Source organism: Embleya sp. NPDC020630 (assembly GCF_044334985.1).
Classification (GTDB): domain Bacteria; phylum Actinomycetota; class Actinomycetes; order Streptomycetales; family Streptomycetaceae; genus Embleya.
Genome location: NZ_JBIRUB010000001.1, coordinates 546,515 through 561,667, shown reverse-complemented (window position 1 = coordinate 561,667; position 15,153 = coordinate 546,515). Strand labels below are relative to the sequence as shown.

The 15,153-nt window shown below is 72.8% G+C and carries 12 protein-coding genes; 6 read left to right on the top strand and 6 right to left on the bottom strand.

Annotated features, from left to right (window positions below):
* Positions 1-102: 102 nt before the first annotated feature.
* The 3 genes from ACH4XV_RS02330 to ACH4XV_RS02320 all read right to left on the bottom strand — a co-directional run bounded on the left by ACH4XV_RS02330 (position 103) and on the right by ACH4XV_RS02320 (position 3,196).
* Complete coding sequence (locus ACH4XV_RS02330) at positions 103-795, bottom strand: FadR/GntR family transcriptional regulator (protein WP_395786311.1); 693 nt, start codon at positions 793-795, stop codon at positions 103-105.
* A 60-nt stretch (positions 796-855) separates the two neighbouring features.
* Complete coding sequence (gene leuA / locus ACH4XV_RS02325) at positions 856-2,685, bottom strand: 2-isopropylmalate synthase (RefSeq protein ID WP_395786309.1); 1,830 nt, start codon at positions 2,683-2,685, stop codon at positions 856-858.
* A gap of 289 nt (positions 2,686-2,974) precedes the next feature.
* Positions 2,975-3,196 (bottom strand): hypothetical protein, encoded by a 222-nt coding sequence (locus tag ACH4XV_RS02320; RefSeq protein WP_026218929.1) that lies wholly within the window; start codon positions 3,194-3,196, stop codon positions 2,975-2,977.
* 331 nt (positions 3,197-3,527) lie between these two features.
* On the opposite strand from ACH4XV_RS02320, the gene ACH4XV_RS02315 reads away from it, so the two are divergent.
* Positions 3,528-4,232 (top strand): hypothetical protein, encoded by a 705-nt coding sequence (locus ACH4XV_RS02315; RefSeq protein ID WP_395786307.1) that lies wholly within the window; start codon positions 3,528-3,530, stop codon positions 4,230-4,232.
* 99 nt (positions 4,233-4,331) lie between these two features.
* On the opposite strand, the gene ACH4XV_RS02310 is transcribed toward ACH4XV_RS02315, so the two are convergent.
* Positions 4,332-5,108 (bottom strand): SDR family NAD(P)-dependent oxidoreductase, encoded by a 777-nt coding sequence (locus ACH4XV_RS02310; RefSeq protein WP_395786305.1) that lies wholly within the window; start codon positions 5,106-5,108, stop codon positions 4,332-4,334.
* A 233-nt stretch (positions 5,109-5,341) separates the two neighbouring features.
* Between ACH4XV_RS02310 and ACH4XV_RS02305 the strand changes: the two genes are divergently transcribed.
* The 5 genes from ACH4XV_RS02305 (at position 5,342) to ACH4XV_RS02285 (ending at position 10,902) form a co-directional block, all read left to right on the top strand.
* Positions 5,342-6,973: an MFS transporter gene (locus ACH4XV_RS02305; protein WP_395786303.1), complete on the top strand. Its 1,632-nt coding sequence runs from the start codon at positions 5,342-5,344 to the stop codon at positions 6,971-6,973.
* A gap of 137 nt (positions 6,974-7,110) precedes the next feature.
* Positions 7,111-7,797 (top strand): TetR/AcrR family transcriptional regulator, encoded by a 687-nt coding sequence (locus tag ACH4XV_RS02300; protein WP_395786301.1) that lies wholly within the window; start codon positions 7,111-7,113, stop codon positions 7,795-7,797.
* A gap of 127 nt (positions 7,798-7,924) precedes the next feature.
* Entirely contained in the window at positions 7,925-8,164 is a 240-nt protein-coding gene (locus ACH4XV_RS02295; protein WP_395786299.1) for a DUF5302 domain-containing protein, read from the top strand.
* Between the two features lie 154 nt (positions 8,165-8,318).
* The gene (locus tag ACH4XV_RS02290) at positions 8,319-10,091 is read left to right on the top strand and encodes an FAD-dependent oxidoreductase (protein ID WP_395786297.1); all 1,773 of its coding nucleotides are present in this window, start codon (positions 8,319-8,321) and stop codon (positions 10,089-10,091) included.
* A 163-nt stretch (positions 10,092-10,254) separates the two neighbouring features.
* The gene (locus tag ACH4XV_RS02285) at positions 10,255-10,902 is read left to right on the top strand and encodes a maleylpyruvate isomerase family mycothiol-dependent enzyme (RefSeq protein WP_395786295.1); all 648 of its coding nucleotides are present in this window, start codon (positions 10,255-10,257) and stop codon (positions 10,900-10,902) included.
* 27 nt (positions 10,903-10,929) lie between these two features.
* On the opposite strand, the gene ACH4XV_RS02280 is transcribed toward ACH4XV_RS02285, so the two are convergent.
* A complete protein-coding gene (locus tag ACH4XV_RS02280) occupies positions 10,930-11,517 on the bottom strand; it encodes a hypothetical protein (RefSeq protein ID WP_395786293.1) in 588 nt (195 codons plus the stop codon).
* A gap of 54 nt (positions 11,518-11,571) precedes the next feature.
* Positions 11,572-15,141, bottom strand: a complete 3,570-nt coding sequence (locus ACH4XV_RS02275) for a BTAD domain-containing putative transcriptional regulator (RefSeq protein ID WP_395786291.1) — start codon at positions 15,139-15,141, stop codon at positions 11,572-11,574.
* Positions 15,142-15,153 lie beyond the last annotated feature (12 nt).

Here is a 15,153-nt window from a genome sequence, read left to right as displayed (position 1 = left end):
GAGAAACAGCCGAAGAGAACCACTATGCGGCTGCTTCTCCGGCACGCCGATGCACGGCACCGGACGACGCGGCCCGATCCACCAAGATCCGCCGGACAGGGCCTAGTCGCGGAGGATCCGCAGGCCGATCTCGAGTTCCGTCTCGGTTACTCGGCCGGCTGCTGCCGGGTCGCCTGCTCGGATTGCGGCGACCATGGCCGCGTGGGCGTCGGCTCCCGGGTCGGGTGCGGCGGTTCGTAGGCCCTTTGCGTCCATCGCTGCCAGCAGGTCCAGGAGGCCGGGGCGCATGGTCACCTGGAATACCGCGAACAGGTCCGTGAGCACCTCGTTGTGTGCCGCCGCGACGATCGCCGCGTGGAACGCGATGTCGGCGTCGATGTACGCCTCGTCGTCGCCGAGCGCCGCGGCCCGTGCGCGCAGTCGGGCGTCCAGGACCGCCAAGTCCTCGTCCGTGCGCCGCTCCGCCGCCAACATCGCGGCCCGCACCTCGATCAGGTTGCGCACCTCGTACACCTCGACCGCCGACGCCCGCCGCAGCCGCGCGGTCAGGTCCTCCGTCGGCTCGGTCGCGATCACGAAGACGCCGGACCCCTGCCGCGACTCGACCAACCCGGCGCCGGCCAGCGCCCGGATCGCCTCCCGCACGGTCGACCGGCCGATGCCGAGTTCCCGGCCGAGTGCCACCTCGCCGGGCAGCTTCGTCCCGATCGGCCAGCGCCCGGCGGCGATCTGGTCCCGAAGCCGTTCGGCCGCCTGGCCGACCAGCGGGTTGCGGCGCAGGGGGCCGAACGTCATCGTGTGTGCCTTACGTCATGGCTGGTACATCTCAGGTTGTCTGAGAAATCCTATCCCGCGTCAACCCCGCGCCCGGTTCACCGCCGACAACGTCGCCTGCACCGAGGCCGCCAGGATCGACGTGTCGATCCCCACGCCCCACCGGGTCACCCCGTCCACCCGGCACTCGACATACGCCGCCGCCTGCCGATCCCCGCCCGCGCCGATCGAGTGCTCGACGTAGTCCAGGATCTCGACCCGGATCCCGGCCGTACCCAGCGCGGCCGTCAGGGCCGACAGCGGCCCATTGCCCTCCCCGACCACCGCCCGCGACTCCGCACTCGACCCCACACGCGACCCCGAAGGCGACCCCGAAGGCGACCCGACGAGCGTCCCGCTGAATCGGTGCCGCCCCGCCGCCGGCTCCTCGGCGCGCCACCCGGTGACCTCCACCGGCGTACGCCGCTCCAGATACTCCCGCCCGAACAGCGCCCCCAACTCGGCCGCGCCGATCTCCTCGCCGCTGTCGTCGGTGGCCTCCTGGACGACCCGGGAGAACTCGATCTGGAGCCGACGCGGCAGGTCCAGGCCGTGTGCGCTCTGCATCAGGTAGGCGATGCCACCCTTGCCGGACTGGCTGTTGACCCGGATCACCGCCTCGTAGTCGCGCCCGAGGTCGGCGGGATCGACCGGCAGATACGGCACGTTCCACGGCGCGCGGTCCTCCCCCACCCCCAGCCGCTCGGCCTCGCGCGTGTGGTGCGCCAGCCCCTTCCTGATCGCGTCCTGATGCGTACCGGAGAACGCGGTGTGGACCAGGTCCCCGCCGTACGGATGCCGGGCGTGCACATCGATCCGGTTCGCGTACTCCACCGTGCGCCGGATCTCGTCGATGTCGGAGAAGTCGATCATCGGGTCGACCCCCTGCGTGTACAGGTTCAGCGCCAGCGTGACCAGGTCCACGTTGCCGGTCCGCTCGCCGTTGCCGAACAGGCAGCCCTCGATCCGCTGCGCCCCCGCGAGCAGCGCCAATTCGGCGCACGCGACGCCCGTCCCCCGATCGTTGTGCGGATGCACGGACAGCACGACCGCGTCCCTGCGCGCCAGGTGGCGGTGCATGTACTCGATCTGGTCCGCGTACACGTTCGGCGTGGCGATCTCGACCGTGGCCGGCAGGTTGTGGATGACCGGCCGGTCCGGGCTCGCGTCCCACAGTTCGGTGAGGCTGTCGCACACCTCCAGGACGTAGTCGGGCTCGGTCAGGTTGAACACCTCCGGCGAGAACTGGAACCGGATGTCCGCCCCGGGTCGCGCATCGGCGCCGCGCGCCACGTCCTTCGCGCCGGCCAGGATCAGCGCGTGCAGCGCGGCCCGGTCGTGGCCGAGCACGACCTCGCGCCAGGTCGGCGCCGTCGCGGTGTACATGTGTACGACCGCGTGCGGCAGACCCTCGATCGATTGGTGCGTACGTTCGATCAGATCGGTCCGCGCGGCGGTGAAGACGACGACGGTGACGTCGTCCGGCACCGCGTCGCTCTGCGCCAGTTGCCGGACGAAGTCGAAGTCGGCGCGGCTCGCCGAGGGATAGCCGACCTCGATCTCCTTGTAGCCCATCGCCACCAGCAGATCGAACATCCGGCGTTTGCGTACGGGATCCATCGGCTCGGCCAGCGCCTGATTGCCGTCGCGCAGGTCCACCGGGACCCACAGCGGCGCCTGCTCGATGCGATTGTTCGGCCAACTCCGCCGGGCCGGGTCGACATCGACGCGGACCCGCTCGTGCGCCGGGCGGTAGCGGTGGTGCGGCATCGTGCCGGGACGCTGCCGATTCCAGTGCGGGCGGCCCTCGGGGATCGGGCCGGCGGGGGTGCGCAGGGTGGGGAAGGTGTGGTTGGTCATGCGGTCGGTCATGGTGCGGGATCGTCCTCGCCGCTCGGAGGGGTCGACCGGCGACACCGAACCCCGCGGCGGGGTGCCGGTCGGATCAGGCCCCGCCGCGGCGGCCGAGAAGAAGGACCACGCGCAGCTTCATGTCCGGGACGGTATCACAACTTGTCTGACAACCTGATGTCTTGGCGCATGGCAGGATCCGAAACAAGCCGCGCCCCACGACGCAAAGGAGGCGCCGACCCGGTTGCCCGGGGGCGCCTCCTCGTACCGACCGCGTGGTGTCGGGACGTGCGCAACGGTGTCGCGTGGTTCAGAGATTGCTCAGCTTCGCGTAGGGACGGCAGATGCGTTCCTGGCGCGATCCGAAGTCGACAGTGACCGCGATGTCCTCTTCGACACCGACGATCCGACCGAGTCCGTACTGATCGTGCGTCACTCGGGCACCGAGTTCGAAATCCTCGATGATCGGAGCGACCGGGACATTGAAGGGACTGGTGGGCAGAATGCGCCGGGTCACGGCTGAGGTCGTCATCTCCCTCAGTATGCGCCTGTCGGGTGACGCGTGGGGCGTTCCGGGGCGGTATAGGCGAAGCCGTAACCGGAAAGTGTCCCCACGATATGGCGGCTCGAATCCCCCATGCGCCCGCCGAACCGGACCGAAATGCCACATCGGCGCCGCTCCCGCAGGTCACGCGGTACCCGCCCGCCGGCACCCGCGGGGCGCGCTTCGCGCACAGCGCCCCGCAACTCCCGATTGGGCCGAGCGGGGGAATCCCGAACGGATCGCCGAGGCGGGACACGGGGTATCGGGCCCGCCGGCGGGGCGCCGGGCCTCGCGATGCCCCGGCGATAGGGTCGCCCACATGAGCGACAGCACTGCCCCGGTGGCCATCGAGCTGGTCAGGCCGCCCGAGATCCTGCTCGCGCACGACGAGGTCCGGGTCTTCCACGGCGGGATCCTGCGTACGCCGGCCGGCCTGTATACGACCATCGGCATGGAGGCCCTGGCCCGCCCGACCGGCCCGCGCCCGCCCGCGCCGCAGGTGTTCGGCCGATACGGGGTGTCGGTGACCCGGTCGGGCGACCGCTTCGCCCACTCGGCGCTGGCCACGACCCTGTCCGCCGGGCCGATCCGGTTCACCTCGTGCCTGTTCGGCCACGTCCCGGACGGCGACCTCGTGTTGGACGTGGTGTTGCCGACCATCCCGCGCCGACTGGTGCTGCGCTTCGACTCGGAACGCCACGACGGCACCGGGCTCACCCTGCGCACGCCGCCCGCGATCGTGCATACCGACGCGGGCGTGACGCTGTGGCACGCGGGCGTGCTGGCCACGGAGGCCGGCCTGCTCACCCATGTCGAGGCGACCTCCTCCGACGACCGCGCGCTCGGCGGGGCCAAGTGGGACGTCGAGCACAACCCGCTCGCGGTGACCTGGGCCGACCCGACCCCGGCCCGCGAAGCACACCAGCGCGGGCGGGACTTCGTCAGCGCCGACACCTGGATCGCCGCCCCCGCCGCGCACGGCAGCCTGCACTGTGCTCCGCTGGGCGTGACGCGGGACCTGTAGCGCGGCGATCGCGGCTCCGAAGTCGGCGGCCCCGGGCGGCAGTCGCCGGGCATACCGGGGGCCGGACACCACCCCGTTCGGCCCGCACCCGCCGCGCCGCTACAGCTCCGACCCGCCCGTGGCGTCCAGCGTCGTACCCGTCACCCACCGGGCGGCGTCGGAGGCCAGGAAGGCCACCGCGTCGGCGATGTCGTCCGGGCGGCCGACCCGGCCCAGCGCCGCGCGGCTCGCCGCCTGCGCCTGCGCCTGTGGGTTACCGCGCAGCCAGGACGCGTTGACGTCGGTGTCGACGATGCCGGGGGCGACGTTGTTGACGGTGATCCCGCGCGGGCCCAGGTGTTTGGCCAGGGCCAGGGTGAACGTGTCGAGGGCGCCCTTGCTCATGGCGTACGCGATCGACTCGGGGAACGCGATCCGGGTCGCCCCGGAGGTGACGGTCACGATCCGGCCGCCGTCGCGCAGCAGCGGCAGCATCCGCTGGGTCAGGAAGAACGGGGCCCGGGTGTTGACCGCGAACACCCGGTCGTAGCCGGCCTCGGTCTCCGCCTCGATCGGCCCGGTCGAGCCGATGCCTGCGTTGTGCACCAGGACGTCCAGGCCGTCCACCCCGAACTCGGTCCAGCCGGCCCGCAGCCCGTCGACGACGGTGTCCACGTCGCCCGGTACGCCCAGTTCGGCCCGTAGCGCGAAGGCCCGGCCGCCGGCCGCCTCGATCGTCGCGACCACATCCTTGGCGGCCGGCTCGTCGCGGCCGTAGTGCACCGCGACCAGCGCCCCGTCGGCGGCCAGCCGCTCCGCGACGGCGCGGCCGATCCCCCGGCTCGCCCCGGTGACGAGTGCGGTCTTGCCGGTGAGCGTGTGGGTGAGCGTGCGCATGATGGCGCCCCTTCCTCTCGTGTGTGCCGCTTCGTACGTCTCTTTCCGCGGCACATCTTTAGTGATCGCTACAGATTCTGCCGGGCAGCACCGTAGCGCAGGTTTATTAGCGATCGCTACAGAAGAGCCCGCGCCCGTCGATCGACTTTGCCACCCCTTGGCTTTACAGCTGTATGTCGAAGCTCTAGATTTACAGCCGTAAGGAAACAGGCGTTAATCAATGGGGGTAGCTCGTGAGCGGCACCGCATCGACCCGAACCACCGCATCACCGACACCGACCGACGTTCCCGATACCGCGGGGCATCCCCGTCGGTGGGCCGCACTGCTCGTGTTGTGCTCGACCCTCGTCGCGGTGACGCTGGACAACTCGGTGCTCAACACCGCGCTGCCGTCCCTCGCCAAGGGCCTGGACGCGTCGACCGCCGACCTCCAGTGGATCACCGACGCCTACACCCTCGTCTTCGCCGCCCTGCTGCTCCTGGCCGGCAGCCTCGGCGCCCGGTTCGGCGCCCGCCGCGCCCTCCTCGGCGGCCTGGCCCTGTTCGGCGGCGGCTCGGCCGTCGCCGCGGTGTCCACGACCGCCGGCGAACTGATCGCCTGGCGCGCGGTGATGGGCCTGGGCGCGGCCTTCGTGATGCCCGCGACGCTCGCGATCATCATCCGGATGTTCCCGCCCGTCGAGCGCGCCAAGGCGTTCGCCGTCTGGTCGGCCTCGGCCGGCGTGGGGGTGCTGATCGGCCCGGTTACCGGCGGCGCGCTGCTGATGCACTTCTCCTGGTCCAGCGCGTTCTGGATCAACGTCCCGCTGGTGCTCGCCGCGCTCGTCGGCGTCCTGCGGATCGTCCCGACCATCCCGCGCCAGGGCACCGCCCGACTCGACCTGCCCGCCGCCGTGTTGTCCGTGATCGGCCTCGGCATCCTGGTCGACGCGATCATCGAGGCGCCCGAACGCGGCTGGACCGACGCCGTCACCCTCGTCGAACTGGTCGTCTTCGTCGTGGTCGCCGCCGCGTTCGTCGTCTGGGAACTGCGTCGGGACGAACCCATGGTGCAGGTACGGCTGTTCGCCAACCGCGGCTTCGTGCTCGCCGCCGGCACGCTGGCGATCACCTTCTTCGCCCTGTTCGGCACGCTGTTCGTACTCTCCCAGTACTTCCAACTCGTCCACGGCTACAGCACGCTGAAGGCCGGGCTCGGCGCGATGCCGTTCGCCGCGGCGATGGCGGCGATGTCCGGACTGTCGCCGATCGTCACCGCCCGACTGGGCATTCGGGGCACCCTCACCACCGGGCTCGGCGCGATCGCGCTCGGTCTGGGCGTGATGGGCCTGACCACCGCCACCGACACCCCGTTCGTCGCCCTCGCCGGCGAAATGATGCTGGTGGGCGCCGGGATGGGGATGATGATGGCGCCCGCGAGCATGGAGATCACCGCGTCCGTACCGGCGCGCTTCTCGGCGATGGCCGGCGCGCTCAACAGCGTGGTCCGCGAACTCGGCGGCGTACTGGGCATCGCCGTGGTCGGCACGCTGGTCTCCTCGCACTACCGGAGCGAGATGGGTGACCAACACCTGACCGGCCCCGCCGCCATCGCCGGGCACGACCTGCCCAGCGCCCACGTGGTGGCCGGGCACCTGTCCCCGGACGCGGCCGGCCGACTCACCTCCGCCGCCGACCACGCCTTCACCACCGCGATGAACAACGGCGCGCTCGTCGCCGCCGCGGTCGCCGCGCTCGGTGTCCTGCTGGTCGGCTTCGGCCTCCCCCGCCGGGCCACACGGGCCACCACCCCCGCCGGCAAGCCCGCCGAATCGGTCGACGCCCCCGCCGAACCGATCAACGCCCAAGCGGTACAAACCGTCTGATGAAGCCTCAGTCCGCCACCCGACGACCGGCCCCCGCCGGCCGCCGGGTGGCGGACGTCATGCCATGCGCCGTCGACAACCCCCGAGAAGGCCCCATGCCGAACAACGCCGCTCCCACGCCTCGTACGCTGAGCGCCATGGACGACGACCACGGGCCGAATCGCCGACGCAATCGCCGCGGCCAAGGGGCGCTGCTCCGCGAGGACATCCTCGCCGCCGCGACCGAGCTGATCGAGCGCGACGGCCACTCCGGCGACGTGACGCTGCGCCGGATCGCCCGGGAGGCCGCGATCACCGCGCCGTCGATCTACGCGCACTTCGCCGATCTGGACGACATCCTCGACACGGTCCTCAACGGCTACTTCGACGACCTGCGCGCCGCCATCCTGGCCGCCTCGGAGGCCGAGGACACGCAGGCCCGCTCGCTGCTCGCGGGCTGCCGCGCCTACGCGCGGTTCGCGATGGAGCGCCCCGGCCGCTATCGGGCGCTGTTCCACCGGATGCGCCCGGGGTCGGAGGCATCGGGGGGGTCGGAGACGTCGGACGCGCCGAACCCGCCCGAGGCGCCGGTCGCACCCCCGCCGCTGCCCAGGCTGCCCAGCCGCATGGACGTCTTCCAGACCCTCATCGACGCGATCGCCCGGACCCAGGCGGCCGGCCAGGCCGCCGGCACCGACCCGTTCCAGGACGCGCTGGCGGTCTGGGCCGCGATGCACGGCGCGGTGCTGCTGCGGATGACCGCGCCGGTCTTCGAGTGGCCGGAACTGGACACGTTCATCGACACCCTGGTCATCCGAACGGCGCAGGTCACCCAGGTGGGCTGAACCGGTCCGACACGGTCCGAACCGACCGCCGTTGTGGCCGTTACCGCAACCGGGCGTGCCATCGCGGGCCCCGACATGGAAGGGTGGTCCTCACGGATCGCATCCAGTTCGAGAGCAGGAACGCACCATGGCTGACGAGACACCCGCGAACGAGACACCCGAGGAGACGGCCCCCGAGGCCGGCGAGGTCGCCGAGCCCGAGAGCGCCGAGGACGAGACCAAGCGCAAGTTCCGCGAGGCACTGGCCCGCAAGCGCGGCACCAAGACCGACGGCGCCGGTGAGAACCCCGGTGGCGACGGTTCGAAGATCCACGGTGCGCACGGGCCTGCGGCACAACAGCGCTCGTTCCGGCGCAAGAGCGGCTGACTCGACCCGCCCCCGAAACCGCGTCGGGCACGGCTCGACACACGGGTCGTCACCCGACCGGACACTCGGGTCGACACACGAGTCGGCTCGTCGAGGGGCTGCCTTCGCCGGGTTACCGGGGAGTAGGATCGCCGGGATCGCGAGATTTCACGGCATGCCTACTGCCCGCCCGGCGAAGGGTCCCCTCGTGTTCGACTACGACGTTCTGGTCATCGGCTCCGGATTCGGCGGCTCGGTCGCGGCGCTGCGGCTGACCGAGAAGGGCTACCGGGTCGGCGTACTCGAAGCCGGCCGACGGTTCGCCGACGCGGACTTCCCCAAGACGTCGTGGCAGGCCCGCGACTTCCTGTGGGCGCCGGCGATCGGGCTGACCGGCATCCAGCGCATCCATGTGCTCAAGGACGTGGTGGTGCTGGCCGGGGCGGGTGTGGGCGGTGGCTCGCTGAACTACGCGAACACCCTGTACCAGCCGCCCCAGCCGTTCTTCGACGATCCGCAGTGGGGCCACATCACCGACTGGCGCGCCGAACTCGCGCCGTTCTACGCCCAGGCCGAACGTATGCTCGGCGTGGTGCGCAACCCGCACATGACACCCGCCGACGAGCACATGAAGGCCGTCGCCGAGGACATGGGCGTGGGCGACTCGTTCCATCTCGCGCCGGTCGGCGTGCTGTTCCCCGAGGAGGGGCAGCGGCCCGGCGAGGAGGTGCCGGACCCGTACTTCGGCGGGGCGGGCCCGAGCCGGACCACCTGCACCGAGTGCGGTTCGTGCATGACGGGGTGCCGGGTCGGGGCGAAGAACACGCTGCTCAAGAACTACCTCCACCTGGCCGAGCGGGCGGGCGCGGAGGTACACGCGGAGCGCACCGTGCGCCGGGTGCGCCCGCTGGCCGCCGGTCCGGACGGAGCGCCCGGCGGCTACGCGGTGGAGACGATGCGCAGTGGGCCGCCGACGACCGCCCGCGCGCCGCGTACCTGGACCGCCGAACAGGTCGTGTTCGCCGCCGGCACGCTCGGCACCCAGCGGCTGCTGCACCGGATGGCGGCGGACGGTACGCTCCCGCGCCTGTCCCCGACGCTCGGCCGGTTGACCCGAACCAACTCCGAGGCCCTGGTGGGCGCGGTCGCGCCGACGACCGGGGTGATCGACGCGACGCGCGGGGTGGCCATCACGTCCTCGTGGCACCCGGACGCGGACACCCACATCGAACCGGTCCGCTACGGCAAGGGCTCGAACGCGATGGGGCTGTTGCAGACGTTCCTGACCGACGGGGACCGGCCCCGGGTACGGCAGTTGCTCGGCACGGTGTTGCGGGACCCGGCCAAGCTGAGGTTCCTGAGCGTGCGCAAGTGGTCCGAACGCGCGGTGATCGCCCTGGTCATGCAGTCCCGGGACAACTCGCTGACGGTGTACCGGAAGCGGGGCCTGTTCGGCCGCACCCGGATCACCACGCGCCAGGGCCACGGCGAGCCCAACCCGAACTGGATCCCGGCCGGTCACGAGGCGGTCCGCCGTATCGCGACCCGGCTCGGCGGCATGGCCGGCGGCTCGTGGGGCGACCTGGCCAACGTCCCGATGACCGCGCACATCCTGGGTGGTTGCGTCATCGGCGACTCGCCGGCCACGGGTGTGGTGGACCCGTACCAGCGCATCTACGGCCACCCGGGCCTGCACGTCCTCGACGGCTCCGCGGTCAGCGCCAACCTCGGCGTGAACCCGTCACTGACCATCACCGCCCAGGCCGAACGCGCGACGGCCATGTGGCCCAACCGCGGCGAGCCCGACCAACGCCCGGCGTTGGGCGAGCCCTACCGACAAGTCCCGTACACCGCACCGGTGTCCCCGACGGTCCCGGCGGACGCCCCGGCGGCCCTGCGGCTACCGATCGTGGAGATCCGCTCGGGCCCTCGGCCGACGAAGGACTGACGGCGGGTCGGGCATCGGGCATCGGGCATCGGGCATCGGGCATCGGGCATCGGGCATCGGGCATCGGAAAAGAATCTTTCGCGGGCTGTCGATCCGGGTGTCGCGCGTTCGTCGTGTTGATGTACGCGCCGAACGAGACGACACGACCCGAGGAGAGCCGGACATGGATCGCGACAGGATTCTTGCGTGGGTACGGGACGAGCGGCTCGGCCTCGCCGACCTCCTCGACGACCTCGGGCCGGACGACTGGAGCGTGCCCTCGCTCTGCTCCGATTGGACGATGCACGAGTTGGCCGCGCATCTGACCACGTCGACGCGTACGACGGTGATGAGCATGATCCGAGGCGCGATCCGGGCCCGGGGCGACTTCGACCGGATGACGTCGCAGGAGGCCCGGGCGCTGGCCGTCAGGTTCACGCCGGCGGAGTTGATCGCCCGACTCCGCGAGACGGCCGGCTCACCGCGTCGTGCGCCCTTGACGTCCCCGCTCGACCCGCTCGTCGACGCGCTGGTGCACGGACAGGACGTGGCCCGGCCGCTGGGTCGAAGCCGCGAGATGCCCACGGAACAGGCGGTCGCGGCCGTCGGCCATGTGTTGGCCAGTCCGTTCTACGGCGCCCGGAAGCGGTGTCGGGGCACCCGCCTGGTGGCCACCGACGCGGACTGGTCGGCGGGTACCGGGCCGGACGAGGTCCGCGGCCCGGTCTCCGAGCTTCTCCTGCTGAGCACGGGCCGCCCGGCGGGCCTGGCAGCCGTCACCGGCCCGGGCCGCGCCCGCATCGCGAGCGCGCTGTCGGGTGCGTCCGCCTGACGCGGCGCCGGTGGGACCGCGGCCGGGTCAGCCGCGGGCGATGCGGGCGCGGCGGGCCCTGGCCGCCTCCTCCTCGGAGTCGGTGTGGCGGGGGATCTTGACCCGCTTGAACACGTTGAACTCCCCGCCGTCGGGCAGCCGCAGGACGCCGCCGTAGACGGGATTGCCCGCGAACAGCACCAGTTCGCTCACGGGGTTGCCGGTCGCGTCGACCAGGTACCGCGCGGCCCCGACATACGAGCCGATCGCGCGTCGGGTCACCGGATCGACCAGCACGAGCCGAAGCGTCGCGCGCACGCCCTCGCCCTGCCGCTCCAGGCGGTAGCCGTAGCGGCGCCACGGGTATTCGCGCAGTATCCGCTTCACGGCCCGGACCGAGGCGTGCCGCCGGGACAGCAAGAGGCCGAGGTACACCGGAATCCCGACCAGAGCAAAGAGCAGGCCGAACGAGTCGTGAAAGACGACGGTCACCGCCACGATCACCGCCGCGCCGAACAACCCCGCCGCGTCGCGGCGGAGTTGCCGACGCCGTCGCCGCTCCAAAGCCACCCGCGTCGCCGAGTCGGCGAGCGCCGGCTGCTCGTCCTCCGCGCGCGGTTCTTCCGATTCCGACACCCTCGTCCCCCCGTCGACAGGACTTCGGATTCTGCCGGCAGCCGGGGCGACGCTTCAGCCGATCGGCGGCCCTCCTTCCGGCCGGCGCAGGGCCGAACGTGCCTGGGCGGCCCAGTCGTTGGCTCCCCAGATGTCGGCGATGGCGACGGCGCGGGTGAAGTGTTCGGTTGCTTCCTGTTCTCGGCCGAGGAAGCGGGCCAGCTCGCCCAGGGTCAGGGCCGGGGGGCGGATCGCGATGGACAGGCCCGCGCAGGCCGGGGGTGCTTCGGCCAGCGGGAGCAGGGTCGGGTAGAGCGCGGCGGCCTCCTCTCGTTCGCCGAGGGCGATCGCCGCCGTCGCGCGGAGCACGGACATCGGGGTGTGGAAGAAGTCGGGGCGGATCGGCTCGTTCAGCGCCCGCATCGCGCGGGCCTCGTCGATCCGGCCGGCGGCGGCCATCGCGAGCGCGCACAGGTCCGCCGCGAACGGGCCGAACGTCGCCAGCATCTCCGGGGCCTCTGCGGCGAGTTCGCCGATCCGGCCCTGGCCGAGCCGGATCGTGGACATGGCCACCCACCGGAACCCGAACGCGTGCGGCGAACCCTGGGCGATCATCGGCTCGATGGCCCGGTGGTAGCGCTCCTCGGCCTCCTCGTGGCGCCCCGCGATGTGCGCGAGGGTGGCGTGTGCGAGGGCGCCGACGCCGATCGCCTCGGGCATCCGGTACGCCTCGGCGATCGCCGCGCTCTCCTCGACCAGGCGCCGCGCGGTGGCGGGGTCGTTGCGGTCGGCCGCCGTCGTGGCCAGGTTGAACCGGGCGTACCAGCCGTAGACGGGCAGGTCGTATTCGTCGGCCAGGTCCCTGAGTTCGGTCGCCGCCGCGTTCCGGGCGGCCTCTTCCCGTAGCCGGCCCAGATTGGCCGCCAGCGTGGCCAGGGTCAGGCCGCGCAGGTCGGGGTCGCCGAGTTCGCGGGCGAGCACCACGGCCTCCTCGGCGAGGGCGCGCGGGTCGGGGACGATGCGTTCCTCGGATACCTCGGACGCGTATGCCTCCAACAGCCGGCAGCGGATCTCCGGGGTCGAATCGGTACGGGCCGACAGCCGGCGCAGCGCCGCCACGACGGGCTCGTCCAGGACGCCGTACGGCCGGCGCTGCCAGGGGGTGGGCACGGTCCAGGCGGTGAACGCGGCAACGACGAGATCGTCCCGGCCCGCAGCCTCGGCCGCCTCGAAGGCGAGTTGCCGGGTGCGCCGGGCGCCCGAGACGTCGCCGGCGCGGACCCGGGCGCGCAACAACCGGCCGTACAGGTCGGCCCGTTCGGCGTCCCGATCACCGGGGGCCGCCGCCGGGACGCGGTCCAGGCATTCCAGGGCGCGGGCGAGCAGGTCGGCGGCGGTGTCGTGGGCGAAGCGACGTTCGGCCAACTCGGCGGCGGCGATGTGTACTTCGACGGCCCGAGCGGCGGTGGCGGCGCCGACGCCGTGGCCGTAGTGGTGGGCGAGGGCCGACACGTCGGGGGTGCCGAGGCGTTCCAGGGCGGCGGCGATCCGGGTGTGCATCCGGGTCCGGCGCAGGCCGCTGAGGTCGGCGGCCATCGTGTCGCGGACCAGCGCGTGCACGAACCGGACCCGGCCGGGGGCGGGTTCGGTGAGCAGGCCGGCGATCAGGCCGGCGTCGAGCGCGTCCAGCACGCCGCCCTCGTCCACCTCGGCCGCGTCGACCAGGACGTCCACGTCCGCCTCACGGCCGACGACCGAGGCCAGGCGCAGGACGGCGACGGCGGGATCGGGCAGCCGCGCCAGCCGGCGGCGCAGCACGTCGCGAACCCCCTCGGGGACGTCCGACAGCGCGACGAGGGCGCCCTCGCTGTCCAACAGGCGGGCGCTCTCCCGGAGATAGAAGGGGTTGCCGCCGGTACGCTCGGCCAGCGCGGTGAGGGTGGCGGGGTCGACGGCGGTCTGCGACACCGAGGCCACCACGCGGGCGGCGGCGTCCGCCGACAGCCCACCCAGCGCGAGCCGCACCGGCGACCGGCGGGCGAGATCCGCCAGCGTCTCGGTCAGCCTGCCGTCGACCTCGTCGGGCCGATAGGCGGCGACGACGAACAGCCGTACCGGCGCGTGCTTTCCGTCGGCCGCCCCCATCGGTCCGGCCTCCGCCCGGACGCCGGCGGCGAGCAGGGCCAAGGTCTCGGCGTCGGCCCGGTGCAGGTCGTCGAGCACGACAGTCAGCGGCCGGCGTCGGGCGACGTCCGCCAGCCAGGCCCAGACCGCGCGGTGCAACCGGAATCGCCCCGCCGAGGTGTCGGGACCGGGCCCGCCGGCCGCGTCGTCGGCCAGCAACGGCGCGAGCGCGTCGAGGAGTTCGTCCGGCGGCGGCTCGATCGCGGCGACCGCGCGCAGGGCCTCGACCCAGGCCCACGCGGGCGGCGCACCGTCGACCTCGGGGCAGCGGCCGGTGGCCACGAGGCCGCCGTCCCGCTCCAGTTCCGCACCGAGTCGGCCCAACAGCGCGGACTTCCCCAGTCCGGCCTCACCGGTGACCAGCGCGGCCCGAACCCCACCAGCCGCGGCCTCCCGAGCCGCCCGGAGCAACGCGGCCAACTCCTCGTCCCGCCCGACGAAGGTCTCCCCGGGGCCCGAGCCGGGACCCGAGCCGGGACCGATTTCGGAACCGAAGCCGGAGCGGATCTCGGAACCGAAGCCGGAACGCATCTCGGCGCCGGGATCGAAGCCGATGCCGGAACCGCCCCCGGAGCCCAGACCGGGTCGAGGAGTGGACGCGGAGCCGGTCCCGGCCCCAGCCCCGGTCCCAGCCGCCGCCCCGGCCTCCACCGATGCGCCGACACCGAGACCCTCACCCCCCGACCCCACCGCCGCCCGCAGTACCTCCATCCGTTGCCCCAGGATCGCCTCCTCGACCTCCGTCAACGCCGGCCCCGGGTCCAGGCCGACATCGTCGGCCAGCACCGCGCGGGCTCGCCGCAGCGTCGCCAGCGCGTCGGCCTGGCGGTGGCCCGCCCACAGCGCCAGCGCATGCAGCCGCCAGCCCTCCTCGCGCAGCGGCGCCTCGCGGGTGAGGCGTTCGGCGTCGACCGCCGCGCCCGCCGGGTCGCCGGTGCGGAGGCCGGCGGTGATGTGCAATTCGCGCGCGCTCAGGTGCAGTTCATCCAGCCGCGCGGCCTCGGCGACGGCCCACGGCTCGTCCGAGGCGGCGGCGAAGGCCGGTCCGCGCCACAGCGCCAGCGCCGTTTCGACCAGCTTGCGGGCCTCGGCGGGCTCGGCCTCGACCCGCTCGCGCGCGGTGTGGAGCAGGTGTTCGAAGCGCCACGCGTCCACCGCGTCGTCCGGCAGTCGCAGTGCGTAGCCGGGTGCCGCGCTGACCAGGATCGTGGCCGGCGCCCGGCGCGGCCGACCGGGTTCGAGCAGTCGGCGCAGGTTGGACACGTACGCCTGGAGCGAGGTGACCGCCTGCGTGGGCGGCTCGCCGCGCCACAGGTCCTCGACCATGCGGTCGATCGACACGACCCGGCCGCGCGCCACCGTCAGGAGCGCGAGTACCGCACGCTGCCGCGGACCGCCCAGGGGCACGGTCACGTCCGCCACTTCGGCCTCGAACGGGCCGAGCACGCGCAGGTACACCATTCCAACCCCAAC

Excerpts from the sequence above, each read along its gene's own strand:
- ACH4XV_RS02330 (WP_395786311.1), bottom strand. The coding sequence starts at position 795 with ATGACGTTCGGCCCCCTGCGCCGCAACCCGCTGGTCGGCCAGGCGGCC.
- leuA (WP_395786309.1), bottom strand. The coding sequence starts at position 2,685 with ATGACCGACCGCATGACCAACCACACCTTCCCCACCCTGCGCACCCCC.
- ACH4XV_RS02320 (WP_026218929.1), bottom strand. The coding sequence starts at position 3,196 with ATGACGACCTCAGCCGTGACCCGGCGCATTCTGCCCACCAGTCCCTTC.
- ACH4XV_RS02315 (WP_395786307.1), top strand. The coding sequence starts at position 3,528 with ATGAGCGACAGCACTGCCCCGGTGGCCATCGAGCTGGTCAGGCCGCCC.
- ACH4XV_RS02310 (WP_395786305.1), bottom strand. The coding sequence starts at position 5,108 with ATGCGCACGCTCACCCACACGCTCACCGGCAAGACCGCACTCGTCACC.
- ACH4XV_RS02300 (WP_395786301.1), top strand. The coding sequence starts at position 7,111 with ATGGACGACGACCACGGGCCGAATCGCCGACGCAATCGCCGCGGCCAA.
- ACH4XV_RS02295 (WP_395786299.1), top strand. The coding sequence starts at position 7,925 with ATGGCTGACGAGACACCCGCGAACGAGACACCCGAGGAGACGGCCCCC.
- ACH4XV_RS02290 (WP_395786297.1), top strand. The coding sequence starts at position 8,319 with ATGCCTACTGCCCGCCCGGCGAAGGGTCCCCTCGTGTTCGACTACGAC.
- ACH4XV_RS02285 (WP_395786295.1), top strand. The coding sequence starts at position 10,255 with ATGGATCGCGACAGGATTCTTGCGTGGGTACGGGACGAGCGGCTCGGC.
- ACH4XV_RS02275 (WP_395786291.1), bottom strand. The coding sequence starts at position 15,141 with ATGGTGTACCTGCGCGTGCTCGGCCCGTTCGAGGCCGAAGTGGCGGAC.